Raw genomic sequence first — 19,932 nt, 5'->3', positions numbered from 1 at the left:
AACCCAAATATTATGAAACGGCGAAAATTAATTCAATTAACAACCACGACGCTATTAACAACGTTAGCAACTGGGTTAACGTCTCAATGGCAAAAATCTACAGCCCAATCTGCTTCTGGAAATACTTTAACCGTCCAATGGTTAGGACATACGGCTTTTTTATTTACAGGGGGAGGATTAAGAGTTTTAGTCAATCCTTTTCGCCAAATTGGGTGCACCAGTGGTTATCGCAGTCCACAACAATTTCAAACAGATTTAATCTTAATTAGTAGCCGTCTCTTAGATGAGGGAGTGATAGAAGGATTTACGGGAAATCCCGCTTTATTATATGAACCCGGTGTCTATCAATTTAATGGCACTCAAATTCAAGGGATTCGCACCATTAAAGACCGATTTGAAGGGCGCAGATTTGGCGTTAATGTCGCTTGGTTATGGAAACAAGCCGGGATTAAAATTTTACATTTAGGAGGACTAGCAGCCCCTTTAGGAATGGAAGAACGCATTTTAATTGGTCGTCCTGATTTAATGTTAATTCCGGTTGGCGGGGGGGCAAAATCCTATACCCCGGAAGAAGCCAAAAAAACCATTGAATTTCTGAATCCGCGAATTGTAATTCCCACCCATTATCGAACGTTAGCAGCCGATGCAACAACCTGTGATATTGAACCCATTGATAATTTTTTAACCGTAATGGCGGGAACACCCATACAAATTCAAAAAACAGATACCCTGACATTAACTGCCGATAATTTACCGAAAGAAGGCCCTATAATTAATGTCTTAACTTATAACTTTGATAATAATCCCAAAAGTTAGGTATTCCTTAACAGTTAACGTTTAGCTGTTAACAAGTAAGGTCGGGTTCTTTAAAATTAACTACAATTTTGATGAATCCCCTACTAACTGATAACTGATAAATTCCCCTTTAATTGTTATGAATCCTCAAAATCACACTCAAAAATTGAAACAAATAACGGTATTTTTTAGCGTTGTTGGAGTGATACTCGGTGGAAGTGTGCCCGTTGAAGCGCAACTATACAATCACACCTTAACAAAGTTTGTTAATATTGCCCAAATTCCGGCTACAACATCACTGGATATTGTGGATACGGTGGTGAGTGCGGGTGAGTTTACAATTTTAACCCAAGCCTTGCAAGCAGCGGATTTAGTCGATATCCTGAAAGCAGAAGGGCCATTTACAATATTTGCACCAACGGATAAAGCATTTTCAGAACTTCCGCCAGGAACTTTAGAAAACTTACTCAAACCCGAAAATAAAGCAGAATTAGTCAAGATTTTGACCTATCATGTTGTTCCGGGAAAAGTATTGTCAACTGACCTTAAATCAGGGGAAATCGAAACCGTAGAAGGAGATACCATTAACGTACAAGTGGGTGCATCGGTAAAAATTGATAATGCAACGGTGATTAAAGCCGATGTTCCAGCTATTAATGGGGTAATTCATGTTATTGATACCGTAATTCGACCCAACTAATTTACACAATTTAAAGAGGATTTAATCATGAACAACTTAACAGAATATCAAAACCCAGGTAAACGGGTCGGACTTCTTAGCCTTTTGAGTTTCCTCCTGTTAGGAACAATTTCCCCCGTTGTCGCCGCAGAAGCTCAAATATCTCCTAATTCAAAACTCGTTGACAGCCAAAATATCGCCCAACTTCCAATTCCTAAAGAAGTGATTAAAGCTGTGGGTGGAGATTTAGCTAGTATTATTTTATCCGATGACCGGTTTACAATTTTAGCTGCAATTTTAAAAACAACCGGATTATTAGATGCTCTAAAAAAGGGAGATTTTACCATTTTCGCCCCAACGGATGAAGCCTTTGCTAAATTACCCCAAGAAATTTTAGAAGCTATCCTGACATCAAAAGACTTGAGTAAAATTACTGATTTATTAAAATATCATGTCATTCCAGGGAAAGTCAACGCAACGGATTTAAAAGCAGGAGAAGTAACAACTTTAGAAGGAGATTCTATTACGGTAGGAACCGATAATAATCAAATTCAAGTCGAAGATGCCAGGGTGATTGATTCTGATATCCCGGCGAGTAATGGGGTTATTCATGTTATTGATAAAGTGATGGTATTACCTGAATAAGGTAAAATTAATCTTGATTGCATCTAAAAAACAACTTTATTCCCAGTTATGAAATTAAGCCTTTGCATGATTGTTAAAAACGAAGAGGAGACTTTAGCTAAATGTTTAAACAGCGTTAAAGGAATTGTTGATGAGATTATTATTGTAGATACGGGGTCAACGGATAGAACCCCAAAAATTGCTCAACAATTTGGGGCTAGTGTTCATTTTTTTGACTGGTGTGATGATTTTGCTAAAGCCAGAAATGCAGCTTTAAGTTATGCAACGGGACAATGGATTTTAGTCTTAGATGCAGATGAAAGATTAGCACCGGGAATGGGAGAACACCTCCATCAAATGATGCAAAACCGTGATTTAATTGTGATTAACTTAATTCGACAAGAAATCGGTGCGAGTCAATCTCCCTATTCTTTAGTCTCTCGATTATTTAGAAATCACCCGCAAATTTGTTTTTCTCGTCCCTATCATGCAATGGTGGATGATAGTATTACCGAATTAATTCACCAAAAACCTCAATGGAAAATTGGAACTTTACCGACAGTAGCGATTTTACATGATGGATATCAAGCTGAAACTATTACTAAACGGAACAAATGGCAAGCCGCAAAATCATCAATGGAACGTTATTTAACAGAACATCCCAATGATGCCTATGCAGCGAGTAAATTAGGAGCTTTATATGTCGAAATCGGTGAATTAAATCGAGGAATTGAACTCTTAAAATTAGGTTTATCTCAAGGCAATGATGTAGAAGAAGGGGTTTTATATGAACTGCATTATCATTTAGGAATTGCTTATGGGAAACAACAACAATTCGCAGAAGCAAAACACCATTATCAACAAGCTATTGAGATCAATATTTTACCTCAATTGAAGCTAGGAGCTTATAACAATTTAGGGAATATTTTTAAACAAGAAGAAGAACTAGAATCTGCTAAAATAGCGTATCAAACCGCCATTGAAATTGATCCGACTTTAGCGATCGCTCATTATAATTTAGGCATGACCTTAAGAGCAATGGGAGCTTATCGAGAAGCGATCACAGCTTATCAAAAAGCCATTGAACTGAATCCCAATTCTGCCGAAACCTTCCAAAATTTAGGGGTTTTATTACTCCAAATTGGTCAACTCAGCGATAGTTTTATGATGTTTAAAGCCGCCATTGAATTACACGAACAAAACAACTCTCCAGAAGCTGAACGCTTACGGATGGGACTAGCGGAAATGGGTTTTCGACTGTGAGATATCCCAGAGAAATTTCAAAAGATTTTTCCAAATTTTTCCAGAATCCGCTATCATGCAGCAAAAGCTTGTCCTGAGCCTTGTCGAAGGATTGTCGAACGGATTATATGATTTTACTAGGAGTTAGGTAATATGAGTAATGCAAAACGGATTCCTGTGGGGATTGTGGGAGCATCAGGTTATGGTGGGGTACAATTGGTTCGCTTATTGCAGGATCATCCCCTGGTAAATATTGCCTATTTGGGGGGTGATAGTAGTGCTGGAAAACCCTTTTGCAGTCTCTATCCCCATTTGAATGAATGCGTGGATTTAGTGATAGAACCCATTGATATTGATAAAATTGCCTCTAAATGTCAAATTGTCTTTCTATCTCTCCCCAATGGTTTAGCTTATCAAATGGCTCCACAATTGCTTGAAAAAGGCTGCAAAGTATTAGATTTATCGGCAGATTATCGATTTTCTAATTTAGACATTTATAAAAAATGGTATGGGGGAGAGCGTCAGGATCAAGCGATCGCAGCAACGGCGGTTTATGGCTTACCTGAACTCTATCGCGATCGCCTTTCTACGGCTCAATTAGTCGGTTGTGCGGGTTGTTATGTAACTGCGAGTTTATTAGCGATTGCACCCTTATTAAAACAGGGATTAGTGGTTCCTGATACCGCCATTATTGATGCTAAATCAGGCACTTCTGGAGGCGGTAGACAAGCTAAAGTTAATATGTTATTAGCAGAAGCTGATAGTTCAATTGGCGCTTATAGTGTGGGGGGTCATCATCGTCATACCCCAGAAATTGAAGAGATTTGTAGTGAGTTAGCCGGACATGATATTTTAGTTCAATTTACTCCCCATTTAATGCCAATGGTACGGGGAATTTTAGCAACAGTTTATGCAACTTTACGAGATCCGGGGTTAGTTCGAGAAGATTTAATTACGATTTACAAAGCGTTTTATCGCAATTCTCCCTTGGTGAAAATTTTACCTGGAGGTACTTATCCTCAAACAAAATGGGCTTGCGGAACAAACCTTTGTTATTTAGGAATTGAAGTTGATCAACGCACGGGACGAGTGATTGTGATGTCGGCTATTGATAACTTAATTAAAGGTCAAGCCGGACAAGGAGTGCAGTGTATGAATATTATGATGGGTTGGGAAGAAACCTTGGGTTTACCGCAATTGTGTTTCTATCCTTAAATCTTATGTAGAGACGTGCCATAGCACGTCTCTACAAAGGAATTATTTCTTAGATTTAAACTGTTTTTCCACAATACTAACAATCGTAAATTCATCCCACGCTGACCCTATGCCTACGGCACGCTACGCAAACGGGTTCAGGCGTGAGGCACGAGTGCGTAAGAAGCTAAATCATTTGTATAGTGTACTATTAGCTGTTGCAGTACAGAGAGATACCAATGGATCTGTTTGAAATTCCTCTGAACCCCGAAGGTAAGATTATTGACTTTTTGACTGGTGATGTTTTAGAAGCAAAACCAGAAGAATTTGTCCGCCAACAATATTTAAGAGTTCTTCACTTCGAGTATCAGTATCCGAAGACTCATTTAGCTAGAGAAGTACCCGTTTACTATGGCTCAAAAGAATTAAAGGATTTAGAAGGTAGACCCGTTCGAGCCGATATAGTCATTTATTCAACGGCATCTGCTTGTACCGCACGTGATCAAGGCAGAATCGAAATTATTGTTGAGTGCAAAGCACCGAATGAAACTTCAGGCTATAACCAACTTGTCTCCTACATATTCAATACAAGTGCCAATGGTGGTGTTTGGTTTAATGGTGATGTTAAATATTACCGTCGCTTAAGCACTCCCAGAAATGAATTAATTCCTTGGATAGGAATTCCCAGGAAGGGGGAGGCTTGGGATGCTCTAGGACGTAGAAGGAAAGAAGACTTAAAACGTCCAAAAGATATTAAAGGTTTGCTTCGTAGATGTCACAACAAACTTCATGGACGCGGTGTAGATGGTGAGGAAGAAGACCTCACTATGGATATGGTTCGCCTAATTCTTGCGAAAGCAAAAGATGAGGAATCATCTGATGAGTTTACAACCTTTTACTGTACACCTGAAGAATATGCTACGCCTGAAGGACAAGCTCAAGTAGAACAGCGAGTTCAGATTTTGTTTGCAAAAGTAGTTACCGATAATCCTGATGTATTTGGAGAGTATGAAAGGGTTACTGTTGGTAGACGCGCTATTGCTGATGTTGTAGTTGAGCTTCAAAATTATCGTCTCTTAAGCAACCTTTTGGAGTCAGACGACTGGGACATCATGGGTTATGCTTACGAACAGTACACAGCAACCTACTTAAAACGTCAAAGAGGACAATTTTTCACCAATCGCCTCGTTATTGATTTCATGGTTGGAATATTAGCTCCGACTTATGAGGATAATATTCTTGATCCTGCTGGAGGCTCTGGTGGATTTCTTACAGGAGTAATGCGCTATGTTCGGCGCAAAATTCTTTCCTCAAATGCAACAGATATTGCAAAACAAAGACAATTAGATAGACATAGAACTCGTCTTTTTATGGTAGAAATTAGCAAACGGCTTGTGAAGATTGCTAAAACTGCCATGATCCTCAACGGAGATGGACATACTGGTATGACTCAAGGTGATAGTCTTGGGTCTATTGATAATTTGAACGAACACGTCCGCGCTCTAGCAGGACAGGGCAAACCTACAATTATTCTTACTAATCCACCTTTTGCGGGTGTTGGTGAAGGACGCATTTCAGACAAAAAAATATTAGATAACTTTAACTGTGGTCTTAAATGGACTATGCGTGATGGCAAATATCAAGCAACTTCTGAGCTTGATGATGGAGTACCACCTGAAATGTTATTTTTCGAGCGTTGCTTGCAATGGGTTGCGCCTGGTGGCAAAGTGGGGATCGTTATGCCAAAGAGCTTTCTTGATACCCAAACATACTTTCCAGCCAGACAAATTCTCTTTCGTGATGCCAGACTTTTAGGTGTAGTTAACTGTCACAAAAACACTTTTCAGCCTCATACGGGTGTTAGAACTTGTTTAGTGTTTTTTCAAAAGAACCGACCCAAAGAAAACCCGCCAGATGATTATCCTATCTTTATGGCAATCTCCAAAAAGGTTGGGCATGATAGTGAGGGAATTCCAATCTTCAAAAAAGAAGACAGTGGTTCTGATTCAGAAATTCTTGATCACGATTTAGATGAAATTTTAGATGATTATTATCGATTTCTTCAAAACAATCTCCAACCATCTGAGTATCGTTTTTCAATCAATGTGTCTGATATTAATGGCGATCTCAGAATCAACCCTCAAGCATATCTTCCAGACCTAAATGCAACAATACGCGCACTTGAATCTCTTGATGGTTCTGATAATTGGGCGATCGCAACTTTAGGGCAGATTTGCGCTGGCGTTAAGATATTCAAAGGCCCACGATTAAGAACAGAGAGCCTAATTGTTGAGACTCCTGGCGATCAAATTGAACCCTACTTCACACCATCTGCTGTTTTACAAGAAAAAGGAGATAGCGTTAAATTACTAGATTTATCAAAAGCATCTAAAAGTCAACTTTCAGCGTTAAGAGCGGTTCGTGTTTATCGCGGTGATATTCTCATTACACGATCTGGTTCTATAGGTCGTGTGGCATATATTACTAATCGTTTGAATGGGTTAATTGTGTCTGATGACTTGATACGAGTCAGAATTCCAGATGAGACATTTCGACTTTATGCTTATGCTTTCTTACAATCTAAACTAGCCCTTGATCAAATGATTTTGAATGAATACGGCTCAGTCCAACAGCACCTTGAACCACATCATATTGCAAACATTATTATCGCTATACCAACTGATGAAGCCGCATTAAATAGTGTTGTGGAGAAGACAAGAAGAACCATCATGCTGCGTGAGGAGCTTGAAGCATCCCAAATTGAGATGCAAAGTAGTGTTATTGACTTGTTCGCTCAACTTTCTGACAATCAGCAAGGGGATTCGTAGCTGTCGCCATTGAATGATTTAATACAAATCGAAAAAGTTTACCTCTACTTACTTCCTATAGGGAAGGACTTTTGGAAAGTGTTTTATCGCAATTCTCCCCTGGTTAAAATCTTACCCGGTGGCACTTATCCGCATAAATCGTTGTAGGGCTTTAACCCCAAGATCGGAGGGCTTTAGCCCTACAACAAGATTATTTCTTAGGTTTAAACTGTTTTTCTACAATACTAACAATCGTATCCCTAGGAAAAAATCGAGGTAAATTCACAATAAATTGATTACTTAATCCCCCCGTTACTAAAGTTGAAAACTCTTTTTCTAACGCTTGTAACGTCTCTTCAACTACTTCCTCCGCCGTTGCATAATTTTGTCCGGCACCTGCAAAGGTTTGGGGAAATTCTGCTTCTACAAAAAAGTTAGATTCTGTAGGGCCAGGACACACCACTAAAATTCTCACCCCAGAGTCTTTATTTTCTGCCCATAAGGCTTCTGTAAACGTCAAAACAAAGGCTTTTGTTCCAGAGTAAACGGAAGAATAAGGTAAAGGTTGATAACCCGCAATAGACGCCACATTAACAATTGCACCCGACCTGCGTTTTTTCATATCGGTTAAGAATAAATGAGTCAGTTCAACTAAAGCTAAAATATTCAACTGAATCATTTGAACTTGTTTTTCTAAAGGTCGCTCAACAAACGCTCCATAATCTCCAAATCCAGCATTATTAATCAGCAAATCAACAGTTAATCCCGCTTGAGAGATAGCATCATAAACTGCTTTTGCTGCACCCGGTTTCGTTAAATCTTGAGGAATAACATGAGCTTTAATATTATATTGAGTCTGAAAGTGTTCAGCTAGTTTTTCTAATTTATCTTGAGAACGAGCTACCAAAACCACATCCATTTTGCGAGATGCCAGTTCCTTTGCAAACGCTGCCCCAATTCCAACAGACGCTCCTGTAATTAACGCAGTCTTCATTAATTCTCAATCCTAGAATAACTTTCTAATCCATTATTGTAACGTATTTTTGATATTTTGTTAAGATTACTAGCTTTATATCAGAAATTAATAACCCAGAATCAATTGTAATCAGATGAGTGCATTTTTCAATACCGTCGATAAAATTGTTTTTGATGCAAACGGTGAATAAAATATAAACTTCCCCAATAACTAATAATTGCACAAATTAAGGCAACCGTGAAAGATCCAACCAATAAAGCGATGATAAAATCTGTGCCTAAGTTAAGAATATTATCAAAAGATAAAGATTGTTCTTCTTCTAAAGAAAGGGTAGGAAAACCTAATAACCATTGACCGATATGAAAATTAAACCAATAAATCGGAATAGAAGTAATGGGGTTACTCACCCAAGTTCCAACCACCGCCAACAATTTATGGCCCCGCAGAAGGGTTGCTAAAGCCACCCCTAAAATGATTTGTAAGCCAAAAAACGGAAACCAACCCGTAAACACCCCAACAGCTAAACCTCTAGCTAAGTATTCAGGTTTACCTTGACGGTGGATAAAACGACGATAAAAATATTTCCTCCACTGACGCCATAACTTCTGAACGGGTTTGGGTCGAGATGCAGCCATTATTTGGCGTTGTCGGTGCATCTCCAGCAACGGTCGCATCCCATTGTCCTCCTACTTCTTGATTCATCTTAATTTTAGCTTCTTCCGCAACGAGTGCCCCACGTCTGACCCGTTAGGGCAGCGTGGGATGAATTGCGGTCAGGGACTAGAATGTTCAATAATTGGTTATTATAAAATATAATATAATAAAAAAGGAGGTGATTCAAAGTGCTAAAGGCAACAAAAGTAAGGCTCTATCCAACACCTGAACAGGAGTTGGCATTAGCTAAATCGTTTGGCTGTGCAAGATCGCAAAAGGAATTTTGCCTTAAATGCCTGTATTCAGCACTATCAAGAAACTGGTAAAAGCCTAAAATTAGCATCTTATAAAGGAATGCTCCCTCAACTTAAAAAAGAATATCCTTGGCTCAAAGAGAATTGCTACTCATCAGTTCTTCAATGTGTAGCTATAAATTTAGATAGAGCCTACAAAAACTTTTTTGAGGGACGAGCTAAATTTCCTAATTTCAAATCCAAACATCACAAGCAATCAATTCAGTATCCCCAAAGTGTTACTGTTAATGGTGAATACCTAAAATTTCCCAAAATTGGTGAGATCAAAGCGATATTTCATCGAGAAGTTACGGGAAAGATTAAAACAGTAACAATCTCCAAAACTTCGACTGATAAATATTTTGCTTCAATTTTATGTGAAGTCGAAGGAACTGACGTTAAACAGTCGGGAGATAATATTATTGGGATTGATCTAGGGTTAAAAGATTTCGCAATTACTCATAATGGAGAAAATGCAACTAAATACGCTAACCCCAAACATTTATATCGTCATCAGAAAAATCTAGCCCGGAAACAGAAAAAACTCTCCCGAAAAACTAAAGGTAGTAAATCGAGAGAGAAGTTTAGAAAAATTGTAGCTAAGGTTCACGAAAAGATAACCAACTCCCGCCAAGATTTCTTGCATAAATTATCAAGAAAGTTGGTAAACGAAAGTCAAGTGATTGTCGTTGAAAACCTCAACGTCAAGGGAATGGTTAAGAACCGGAAGTTATCAAAAGCAATATCTGATGTGGGTTGGGGAAAATTTGTCAACTTTATTGATTACAAGTTGAAACAAAGAAACGGTGAACTTGTAGAAATTGATCGCTTTTTCCCTAGTTCCAAAACTTGTTCGAGTTGTGGTCATGTCCTAGATGAATTATCTCTGGATATCAGAGAATGGGTTTGTCCAAGTTGCCAAACTCACCATGACCGTGATGAAAACGCGGCACTCAACATCAGGAATGAAGGGATCAGAATATTAACTGAAGGCGGAGGGAACCTCGTCTTTGCCGATGGAGGCTGTGTAAGACCACCTGCTTGTAAAAGTAAGGGGCATTGGTCTGTGAATTCGGAAGCCTACACCGCCCTAGTCGGGTCGGTGTAGGTAGTTCACCGGGTTTTCTCAACCTCTATCAATGGGTTGTTTTTATGAAAGTGAGAACAGGAATAGAGAATAATCAATCAGAAATAGAAAACACTCAATAAAAATAGAATATTCACAAAATTTTCACAAGTTGAGTCTACATTAGAATTGGATACCGGGAATAACTTTTTAGTCCCAGTTCACTCTTAATAATACTTTACTTTGAATAAAATTTCTTAATCCTCCTATGAATACTTGTCCCTGCTGCTCTGAATCAATGCTTCGTCATACCCGCAACCATCAAGTCTATTGGTTCTGCCGTCATTGTTGGGAAGAAATGCCTGTATTCGAGCTTAAAAATCCGCCCCTCAGCATTTTATCCCGCAAAGAGACTTCTCTCCCTAGTCAACCTTCTCTGGTTCTATCTTTATTACGCTGACCGACCTCCTTTATAATACTTGATTAAGAAGTAGGCAATAGTGCGTAAAATTGAATCATCCCGCATAACATCCACAAGGAATAAAAATGTGAAAATTCTGTGTGTAGAAGATGATCCCAATTTAGCTAAACTATTGGAAACTCTCTTAGTGCAGCATCATTATCAGGTCGATTTAGCCAGAGATGGATTGATCGGATGGAACTTTGCAGAAACCTTTACCTACGACTTAATTTTACTCGATATAGGTTTACCTCAATTAGATGGTTTACAGTTTTGTCAACAACTTCGAGTAAATTCCTCCTCCCCCTCAAGCCGAAATTCTGATACACCCGTACTGCTGATGACCGCTTTGGATACAGTCACCAATAAAGTCATGGGTTTGGATGCAGGAGCAGATGATTATATTGTTAAACCGTTTGATTTACAAGAATTTTTAGCTCGAATGAGGGCCTTATTGCGACGACATCCAGACAGTCGCTCACCCCAATTAACTTGGGGGGAATTGTGTATGAATCCTAATAGTTGTCAAGTAACCTATCAAGATCAACCGATCATATTAACCGCAAAAGAATATGAATTATTACAGCTTTTTCTGCGAAATCCCCATCAGATTTTTAGTGTCAGTCGCTTATTAGATTGTCTGTGGAAATCCGATGAATTTCCCAGTGAAGGAACAGTTCGAGCGCATATTAAAGGATTACGAAAAAAACTCAAAGAGCAGGGGTCTAAAGATATTATAGAAACCCTGTATAAATTAGGCTATCGATTAAGATTAGAAAAACAGAATCAAACCCCAAATAAAGCCCAAAAATCACAAAAAAAACCGGAAGTTTTGAAGGAATTTCCTCAACAATTAGATCCGTCTTTCCTAACTTCAGAAATGCTACCTGAATTGTGGCCCGTATGGCAGGAGTCCCAACCCCTTTACTGCGATCGCTTATCCATTGTTCAACAGGCGATCGCAGCCTTATATGAAGGACGATTAACCCCCGAACAACAACACCATGCAGAACGAGAAATTCATACGTTAATCGGATCATTAGGGTGTTTTGGATTAATGTCAGCCTCGGATTTATCCCGCCAAATTCAGCAGATTTTGAAATCGGGAGAACCCTTGGGATTAGCAGAAGCCGACCAACTCCAAACCTTAACAACCAGATTACGGAACGCGATTGAACAGACTAATCAACACATCCAACACAAAAGTGATCCCCAACCTCAACCTCAATCTAAAACCCCGATTCGCAGCACATTGTTACTTGTAGATGATGATTTTCCCCTGGCTCAAATTATTGCCATTGAAGCCGTGAATTGGGGCTATGAATCCCATATTGCCACGGATCTGCACCAAGCCCAACAACTGTTGACTCGGTATCAATTTGATAGCATAATCTTGGATCTCAACTTCCCGAATTCTACAGAAACGGGATTAGATTTTCTAGCAACGGTACGACATCAATATCCCAATATTTCAGTGGTAATGTTAACGGCAGAACCCGCCTGGATGAAGCGAATTCAGGCGGCGCGGTTGGGAAGTCCCTGCTTCTTGCAAAAACCCTTAACTCCCAATCAAATCATGCAGGCGGTATCCCAAGTTTTAGAGCAAAAAAATTCCCTATCGACTCGGATTTTAGTCGTTGATGACAATCTAATTTTACTAGAAGCTTTAGAAAGTGTATTAGAAGACGCAGGTTATCAGGTCATCTTGCTGAATCAAGCCGAAAAATTTTGGGAAATCTTAGAACAAACGGCTCCTGATTTGTTAATTCTGGATTTGGAATTATCCAACATCTGCGCCTTGAACCTGACAGATCCCATACCCTCCCCCAGTGTCACGGGTTGGGATTTGTGTGAAATTATTCGCCGTGATCCACGCTGGAACCGATTACCCATCTTGGTTTTATCCGGTTATACTGACCCTGAAACCATTCAACGCAGTTTTACCGCCGGGGCTGATGATGTTTTATCGAAACCCATTGGCCCCCAAGAATTGCTGACTCGGATTGAAATTCGACTACAACAGCGACAACGCTGGAAAATGACGGAATTGGATGAGTTAACGGGAGTCAGTCTCCGGCGAAAAGCGTTACAAGACCTAACTTCGTTACTCCATTTAGCCCAACGACAACAACAACCCTTCAGTCTAGTAATGTTGGACTTAGATCATTTCAAACGCATCAATGATCAATATGGACACGATATCGGAGATCAGGTTTTAAGTTATTTGGGCAAACTTTTACAACAATCCTTAAGACAAGAAGACGTGGTAGGACGTTGGGGGGGCGAGGAATTTGTAATAGGGATATATGGGATCATAAAATCCACTGCAATTCATCGATTACAGGAGATTTTTGAGGTTTTCAGCCAGCACCAATTTGGCGCTAAGAATGGAATTCCCTTTCAAGTCACCTTTAGTGGCGGAATTGCTCAGTTTCCTGATGATGGCAAAGACATACAAACCCTTTACCAAGCTGCGGATACAGCCCTTTACCAAGCTAAAGCCCAAGGCAGAAGTCGAATAGTAATCAGTTGACAGGTATCAGTTATCAGTTATCAGTTATCAGTTATCAGTTATCAGTTATCAGTTATCAGTAGAGACGTGCCATGGCGCGTCTGTACCAGTTATCAGTTGACAGTTGACAGTTGACAGTTGACAGTTGAGGCGCGCCATGTCGCGTCTGTACTCAGTTGGGGGTTAGTCTTAATCAATTGGATGTTGGGGAATGAATCATTAGTTAATAAGAGGAGGTATTGATGAGTGATGAAGGATTGTGTCAAAAAAGTTTGGTTTATGATAAAGCTTATAAATTTGCGATTCGGGTTGTTAATGCTTATAAATATCTAACTCAAAATAAGCAGGAGTGGGTTTTGTCTAAGCAGTTAATTAGAAGTGGTACATCAATTGGAGCGAATATTGCTGAAGCTAATGGTGCAATATCTCCAGCAGATTTTTCTGCCAAAATGTCTATTGCATATAAAGAATGTCTGGAAACTAAATACTGGCTTTCTTTATTAAAAGACACAAGCTATTTAGATGAACAAGCTTTTAACAGTATCTATCAAGATGCTGATGAAGTCGGAAAAATTCTTTTTGCCATCCTTAAAAATACTAGGATCAATAAAAACTGTCAACCGATAATTGATAATTGATAATTGATAATTGATAATGGATAATTGATAACTGTCAACTGTCAACTGTCAACTGTCAACTGTCAACTGTCAACTGATAACTGGTACAGACGCGCCATGGCACGTCTCTACTGATAACTGATAACTGGTACAGACGCGCCATGGCACGTCTCTACTGATAACTGTCAACTGATAACTGATAACTGATAACTGATAACTGATAACTGATAACTGATAACTGATAACTGATAACTGATAACTGATAACTGATAACTGATTATGGATCATCTGAAGACGAAAGCACAATTAATCGCGGAGTTAGAGGTGCTACGGGCGCAGGTGGCAACCCTAACACAGGTAATAGAACAGAGCCCGTCTAAACCTTCATTGTTGGTAAATTACTTGAGTTCTGGGGGAAATGGTAAATCCCTGCAAGTTCTATGTGTAGAAGATAGTGAAATTGATGGCAATATTTATCAACGGTTCCTTAGACAAAATCAGGAGTATAATTATCAGTTTATTAACTTTAATTTAGGGGAAGAAGCTTTAATTTGGTGTCAACAAAATCAGCCCGATATTCTGCTATTAGATTATAGTTTACCCGATATGGACGGGTTAGAATTTTTAATCCAATTTCGGACATATTGGGAAAATCATCAATGTCCGGCTCTGGTTATTACAGGACAGGGAAATACAGAAATTGCCGTTGAATTCTTCAAACAAGGTGCTCAAGATTATTTAGATAAAAGCCAGATTACTGCGGATAGTTTAAATCGAGCCGTGACTCATTTAGTTCAAAAAACTCAACTCTTACAGGAACAACAATGGCAACAACAACGCCAACAATTGATTGCTAAAACAGCTTTATCGATTCGTCAGTCCCTGAATTTAGCCGAAATTCTGCAAACAACCGTTACAGAAATTAGACAGATTCTACAAAGCGATCGCGTGATTGTCTATCAATTTCAACCTGATCGCACAGGTATCATCCTACAGGAATCAGTTTGTGATCCAACCTTATCCCTTCTAGGGGCGGTGATGCCAGAAGAACACTTTCCCTACACCTGGGTCACACCCTACGAACAGGGACGAACCAGAGTGATCCAAGATATTTATACCGATCCTGACATCAGTGACTGTCATCGAGAATTTCTCGAACAGTTGCACATCCGCAGTAACCTCATCGTTCCCCTGCTGTTGCGAGATCATCTTTGGGGGTTATTAATTGCCCATCATTGTACCGCTCCTCGATTTTGGACAGCCAATGAAGTTAACTTAATGCAGGAATTAGCTACTCAAGTGAGTATTGCCATTCAGCAAGCAACCTTACTCCAAGAACTACAACAGGAATTATTAGACCGAAAACAGGCAGAAATCGCATTACAACACAGTCAAGAACAGTTAAAAACCGCAGTGGAATCGGCCGATTTAGGAACCTGGTGTCTGGATGTAGCGGCTCAAGTTTCTACGGTGTCTGATCGGTTTAAGTCAATCTTTGGCTTTCCCCTCACCCCTAGAACCGTAACCTTTAACTCGATTATCCAACGTATCCATCCCGATGATCGCCCTCTGATCCTTGAAAAAATGGGACAAACGATCACCCATCAACAACCCTATAACGCCGAGTATCGAATTATTTGGCCCGATGGTACAGTACGCTGGATTTTGGGGAGGGGGAAGGCGTTGTGTGATCAACAGGGTCATGTGGTGATGGTGACGGGTTGCGTGCTTGATCTCACAGAACGGAAACACCTAGAAACCCAGTTACAAATCAGCGAAGAACGCTTAAAACTAGCCCTAGATTTAACAGGAATGGGGTGCTGGGATTGGAATTTGCAAACTCAGGACGTTGTGTGGAATGACAATCACTTCCGCCTATTGGGATTAGATCCTGAAACGGCCGTTTCCGACTATGCAACCTGGCAAAAATCTGTTCATCCTGATGATATCGAAGACGTAGAAGCAGGATTGCAACAGTCCATCCAAACTCAAGAATTGTACTCGGTAGAATATCGAATTATTTGGCCGGATGGGAGCTTGCATTGGATGTGGGGTGCGGGTCAGATTCTCCGAGATCAACCGACTCGAATGTTAGGGGTACTCAAGGATATTACCCCCCGTAAACAAATAGAAATTGACTTGAGGGAACGGGAAGAAACCCTGCGCCTGTTTGTTAGTTATGCTCCGGCGGGAATTGCCATGCTGGATGAAAATCTGCATTATGTTATGGCTAGTCAACGCTGGGTAGAGGATTATCAACTAGAGTCTATTGAATCCATTTTAGGGCGATCGCATTATGAAATTTTTCCTGAAATTCCTGAACGTTGGAAACAAATCCATCGGCGCTGTCTAACCGGAAGTATAGAAAAATCCGATGAAGATTTGCTGGTGCGTTCTGATGGAACTCAACAATGGATACGCTGGGAAATTCGCCCTTGGTCTAACAGCAAAGGTAAAATTTGTGGGATTATTATTTTTTCTGAAGATATTACACAACGCAAACAATTAGAACAAAACCTCAAAATCAGTGAAGAACGGCTTCGCATGACCCTAGAGTTAACCGAGATTGGGTGCTGGGATTGGGATTTGCAAAGTAATCAATTAACTTGTAGTGACAATCAATTAATATTATGGGGACTGCCTTTAGAAAGTCAAGTTTTTGACTTTGAAGCTTGGAAAACTTTACTTCATCCTGATGATCTTCCCCAGATTGAACACAGCCTCCAAAATACCCTAGAAAACCACGATATTTACACTGTTGAATATCGGATTTATGGGCTAGATGGGAGTCTCCATTGGATGTTGGGAAGAGGATATCTGCTGATGGATGCCAACGGTCAATCGAGCCATATTTTAGGAATTACCTTAGAAATTACCGAGCGTAAACAAGCAGAAATTGCCCTACACAATCTGAATACAAAACTAGAAGAAAAGGTTAAACAACGCACAAAAAGATTAACTAAAATCAATAATCGTCTGCAAAAAGAACTGATAACCAGAGAAATCATAGAGAAAAAATTAAAAAAACAGGAACAACTGTTACAAAGTTTCTTTGATGCGGCTTCCGTTGCTAATATTGGCTTAGGAATTGGAGATCATCGGTTCCGCTTTGTGCAAGTCAATCAAGCCTTTGCTGATATGAATGGTTATTCTATTGAAGCCCATCTTAATCATTCAGTCACTGAAATTTTACCCCATCTAGCTTCCTCAATTCTACCTTTATTACAACAGGTATTGGAAACGGGAGAAGCTATATCTAATAGAGAAATTGCGATCGCTTTACCCCAAGAACCCAACGTGATGCGCTATTGGTTAGTGTCCTATTTTCCGATTCCAGGAAACAGTAAAAATCAAAAGGCAATTGGGAATATTATTATAGAAATTAGCGATCGCAAACGAATTGAAATCGAGCGAGAAAAACTAATTGATATTTTAGAAGTAACGTCCGATATTGTGGGAACGGCTGCGGTTAATACCCTGGAGGTAGAATATCTGAACTTGTCAGGTCGTCGAGTGTTTGGCTTTCCAGAACAGACACCACTTGATCAACTTTCGATTCCTGATGTACACCCGCCCTGGGCTTTTTCTATTCTTAAAAATCAGGGAATTCCGACTGCGATTCGAGAAGGGGTTTGGATGGGAGAAACGGCTATTTTGAAATCGGATGGAGAGGAAATTCCGGTTTCTCAAGTGATCCTGGCTCATACATTTGGGACGAATCAAGTTCAATTTATTTCTACTATTATTCGTAATATTACACAGCAAAAACAAACAGAAGCAACCTTACGCGAATCCAACCGCCGTTGGCAATCTCTTCTCGATAATGTGCAGTTAATTGTTGTAGCTTTAAATGAAGAGGGTCAGGTTGAATATATCAATCCTTTTTTCCTGAAATTAACCGGATATTCGGAAGCGGAAGTCTTAGGAAAAATGTGGTTTGATCACTTTATTCCCCCCCATCAAAGATTAGAAGTTAACAAGATGTTCCAAGACATTATGACGGTTGATTTCCATCCCTATTATCAAAATTCTATTCTCACCCAATCAGGAGAGGAACGCATAATCGCCTGGAATAATACTTTATTACAAAATGTTGAGGGTCAGCCTATTGGTACCCTCAGTATTGGAGAAGATATTACAGAACGCTATCAACTCGAACGCATGAAGGCTGAGTTTATTTCTATGGTCAGTCATGAGTTACGCACGCCACTAACTGCTATGCAGGCGGGTTTGAGTTTACTTCATAGCAATATTATTGCACCGCAGTCTCCTGAAGGACAAATTACCCTGGATATTGCTATGACCGGGGTTAATCGGTTGGTGCGTTTGGTGAATGATATTTTAGATTTAGAGCGTTTGGAATCGGGTAAAATTCGTCTGGCAATTCGCCCTTGTGATGTTACGATTTTAATCAATACCGCGATTGCTCAAATGCAGGAGTTAGCCAATCAAGGTGGGATTGTCCTTGAAAGTCAGATTCAACCTTTTGAGATTGATGCTGATCCAGATCGATTATTACAAGTTTTGATTAATCTGCTGAGTAATGCCATTAAATTCTCTCCTAATCACTCTGTAATTCATCTTTCAGTGCATCTTTATCAATCTTCTTCAGATGATGAACAACCCACTATCAATGCACATCAAGCTTCAACCTCCAACAAAATTTATCCGCCCCTAACCTCTGAATTTTTGTTATTTGCAATTCGAGATCACGGACGGGGAATTCCGAAAGAAAACCTGGAGAGTATTTTTGAACGCTTCCACCAAGTTGACAGTTCTGATTCGCGGGAAAAAGGGGGAACTGGTTTAGGATTAGCTATTTGTCGGAGTATTATTCAACAGCATGGGGGACAAATTTGGGTGGAAAGTCGTCTCCAAGTCGGCAGCACATTTTATTTTACAATTCCTATTAATTATGAAGCGAGTTCTTATTATTGATGATGATCGGGCGATCGGTCAAATTGTACAGATTTCCTTAAAAGCAATTGCTGGATGGGAGGTATTGATGGAAACATCTGGTCAGCAAGGCATTGATCGAGCGTTAGTAGACCATCCTGATGTTATTCTATTAGATGTGATGATGCCAGAAATGGATGGTATTACGACCTTTAAAAAAATGCAGGAAACTTCAATTATTGCATCGATTCCCGTTATTTTATTAACGGCAAAAGCTCAGATTCACGAAAAGCAACAATTGATTGAACTTCCTATTACTGGAGTCATTACTAAACCCTTCACGGCTCCTGATTTAGTTCAACAGATGCGCTTGCTATTGAATTGGGAAGAGTAAAATCAGTTATCAGTTATCAGTTATCAGTTATCAGTTATCAGTTATCAGTTATCAGTTATCAGTTGACAGTTGACAGTTATCAGTTATCAGTTGACAGTTGACAGTTGGCAGTTATCAATTATCAATTATCAATTATCAATTATCAATTATCAATTATCAATTATCAGTTATTAAAGTAAATATTAAATTTTTATTAAATTCATAAAAAATTCATAAATTTTTTGTAGATAGAAGATAGTTGTAATTCCTAAGCCAGGAAAAGATTATGTATAAAATATTAACTCTTGAAAATGATAAATTTCTACTAGAAATTTTATCGGAATGGCTAATGGAAATGGGTTTTTATTCTGTAAAAGCTCATACAGTTCAAGAAGGTTATGAACGGCTAAAAGAAGAAGATCCTGATCTCATTTTATGTAGTTACACCCTTCCTGATGGGACTGGATTAGAATTGCTACAAAAAATTCGCAGGGATTTTAAGGATGAAAACACGCCGTTTATTTTAACCACTGGGTATGAATTGAAAACTACTGATAGCTGGCAAACTAATTACTTACCTAATGCAATTTTATACAAACCCTTCTGGCCGGAAATGTTGTTAGAAATGTTGCATTGTTATTTGCCGGATGAACCCAAACAAAATAAAGCTAGTTTTTGCCTCTATTAAAGTTTCCTCAATTCCCGGATAAATCTTAGATGTAAATCATTAGCGTTATTCTTGAG

Annotated in this window: 16 protein-coding genes; 14 read left to right on the top strand and 2 right to left on the bottom strand. The window is 39.3% G+C overall.

Going from position 1 to position 19,932, the window contains the following annotated elements:
• Positions 1-12: 12 nt before the first annotated feature.
• From NMK36_RS03890 to NMK36_RS03865, 6 genes are all read left to right on the top strand, one after another.
• A complete protein-coding gene (locus NMK36_RS03890) occupies positions 13-816 on the top strand; it encodes an MBL fold metallo-hydrolase (protein WP_072720274.1) in 804 nt (267 codons plus the stop codon).
• Positions 817-934: 118 nt separating this feature from the next.
• A complete protein-coding gene (locus NMK36_RS03885; protein WP_072720275.1) occupies positions 935-1,495 on the top strand; it encodes a fasciclin domain-containing protein in 561 nt (186 codons plus the stop codon).
• A gap of 27 nt (positions 1,496-1,522) precedes the next feature.
• Entirely contained in the window at positions 1,523-2,119 is a 597-nt protein-coding gene (locus NMK36_RS03880) for a fasciclin domain-containing protein (protein WP_072720276.1), read from the top strand.
• 48 nt (positions 2,120-2,167) lie between these two features.
• Positions 2,168-3,361 (top strand): glycosyltransferase, encoded by a 1,194-nt coding sequence (locus NMK36_RS03875; RefSeq protein WP_072720277.1) that lies wholly within the window; start codon positions 2,168-2,170, stop codon positions 3,359-3,361.
• Between the two features lie 132 nt (positions 3,362-3,493).
• The gene (gene argC / locus NMK36_RS03870; RefSeq protein WP_072720278.1) at positions 3,494-4,555 is read left to right on the top strand and encodes an N-acetyl-gamma-glutamyl-phosphate reductase; all 1,062 of its coding nucleotides are present in this window, start codon (positions 3,494-3,496) and stop codon (positions 4,553-4,555) included.
• Positions 4,556-4,773: 218 nt separating this feature from the next.
• The gene (locus tag NMK36_RS03865; RefSeq protein ID WP_072720279.1) at positions 4,774-7,362 is read left to right on the top strand and encodes an N-6 DNA methylase; all 2,589 of its coding nucleotides are present in this window, start codon (positions 4,774-4,776) and stop codon (positions 7,360-7,362) included.
• Between the two features lie 190 nt (positions 7,363-7,552).
• Here NMK36_RS03865 and NMK36_RS03860 read toward each other — a convergent pair whose 3' ends face one another.
• Together NMK36_RS03860 and NMK36_RS03855 are read right to left on the bottom strand one after the other, a co-directional pair.
• Positions 7,553-8,335: an SDR family NAD(P)-dependent oxidoreductase gene (locus NMK36_RS03860; RefSeq protein ID WP_254173039.1), complete on the bottom strand. Its 783-nt coding sequence runs from the start codon at positions 8,333-8,335 to the stop codon at positions 7,553-7,555.
• 128 nt (positions 8,336-8,463) lie between these two features.
• The gene (locus NMK36_RS03855) at positions 8,464-8,991 is read right to left on the bottom strand and encodes a DUF2062 domain-containing protein (RefSeq protein WP_254173038.1); all 528 of its coding nucleotides are present in this window, start codon (positions 8,989-8,991) and stop codon (positions 8,464-8,466) included.
• A 168-nt stretch (positions 8,992-9,159) separates the two neighbouring features.
• On the opposite strand from NMK36_RS03855, the gene NMK36_RS28925 reads away from it, so the two are divergent.
• From NMK36_RS28925 to NMK36_RS03820, 8 genes are all read left to right on the top strand, one after another.
• On the top strand, positions 9,160-9,297 hold the full coding sequence (locus tag NMK36_RS28925) for a helix-turn-helix domain-containing protein (protein ID WP_367997167.1): 138 nt from the start codon (positions 9,160-9,162) through the stop codon (positions 9,295-9,297).
• The gene (locus tag NMK36_RS03850; protein ID WP_367997166.1) at positions 9,233-10,372 is read left to right on the top strand and encodes an RNA-guided endonuclease InsQ/TnpB family protein; all 1,140 of its coding nucleotides are present in this window, start codon (positions 9,233-9,235) and stop codon (positions 10,370-10,372) included. The genes NMK36_RS28925 and NMK36_RS03850 overlap by 65 nt, the downstream gene beginning before the upstream one ends.
• Before the next feature lie 226 nt (positions 10,373-10,598).
• The gene (locus NMK36_RS03845; RefSeq protein ID WP_190518251.1) at positions 10,599-10,790 is read left to right on the top strand and encodes a hypothetical protein; all 192 of its coding nucleotides are present in this window, start codon (positions 10,599-10,601) and stop codon (positions 10,788-10,790) included.
• Positions 10,791-10,878: 88 nt separating this feature from the next.
• Complete coding sequence (locus NMK36_RS03840) at positions 10,879-13,323, top strand: response regulator (protein ID WP_254173037.1); 2,445 nt, start codon at positions 10,879-10,881, stop codon at positions 13,321-13,323.
• A 221-nt stretch (positions 13,324-13,544) separates the two neighbouring features.
• Positions 13,545-13,940 (top strand): four helix bundle protein, encoded by a 396-nt coding sequence (locus tag NMK36_RS03835; RefSeq protein ID WP_254173036.1) that lies wholly within the window; start codon positions 13,545-13,547, stop codon positions 13,938-13,940.
• Between the two features lie 258 nt (positions 13,941-14,198).
• Positions 14,199-18,857 (top strand): PAS domain S-box protein, encoded by a 4,659-nt coding sequence (locus NMK36_RS03830; protein ID WP_254173035.1) that lies wholly within the window; start codon positions 14,199-14,201, stop codon positions 18,855-18,857.
• Entirely contained in the window at positions 18,835-19,209 is a 375-nt protein-coding gene (locus tag NMK36_RS03825) for a response regulator (protein ID WP_254173034.1), read from the top strand. The genes NMK36_RS03830 and NMK36_RS03825 overlap by 23 nt, the downstream gene beginning before the upstream one ends.
• 265 nt (positions 19,210-19,474) lie before the next feature.
• Complete coding sequence (locus NMK36_RS03820) at positions 19,475-19,876, top strand: response regulator (protein WP_254173033.1); 402 nt, start codon at positions 19,475-19,477, stop codon at positions 19,874-19,876.
• Positions 19,877-19,932: the final 56 nt, after the last annotated feature.

The organism is Planktothrix pseudagardhii (assembly GCF_904830925.1).
GTDB lineage: Bacteria > Cyanobacteriota > Cyanobacteriia > Cyanobacteriales > Microcoleaceae > Planktothrix > Planktothrix tepida.
The sequence above is the reverse complement of the archived record's forward strand: the minus strand, read 5'-3'. Positions and strand labels throughout refer to the sequence as shown.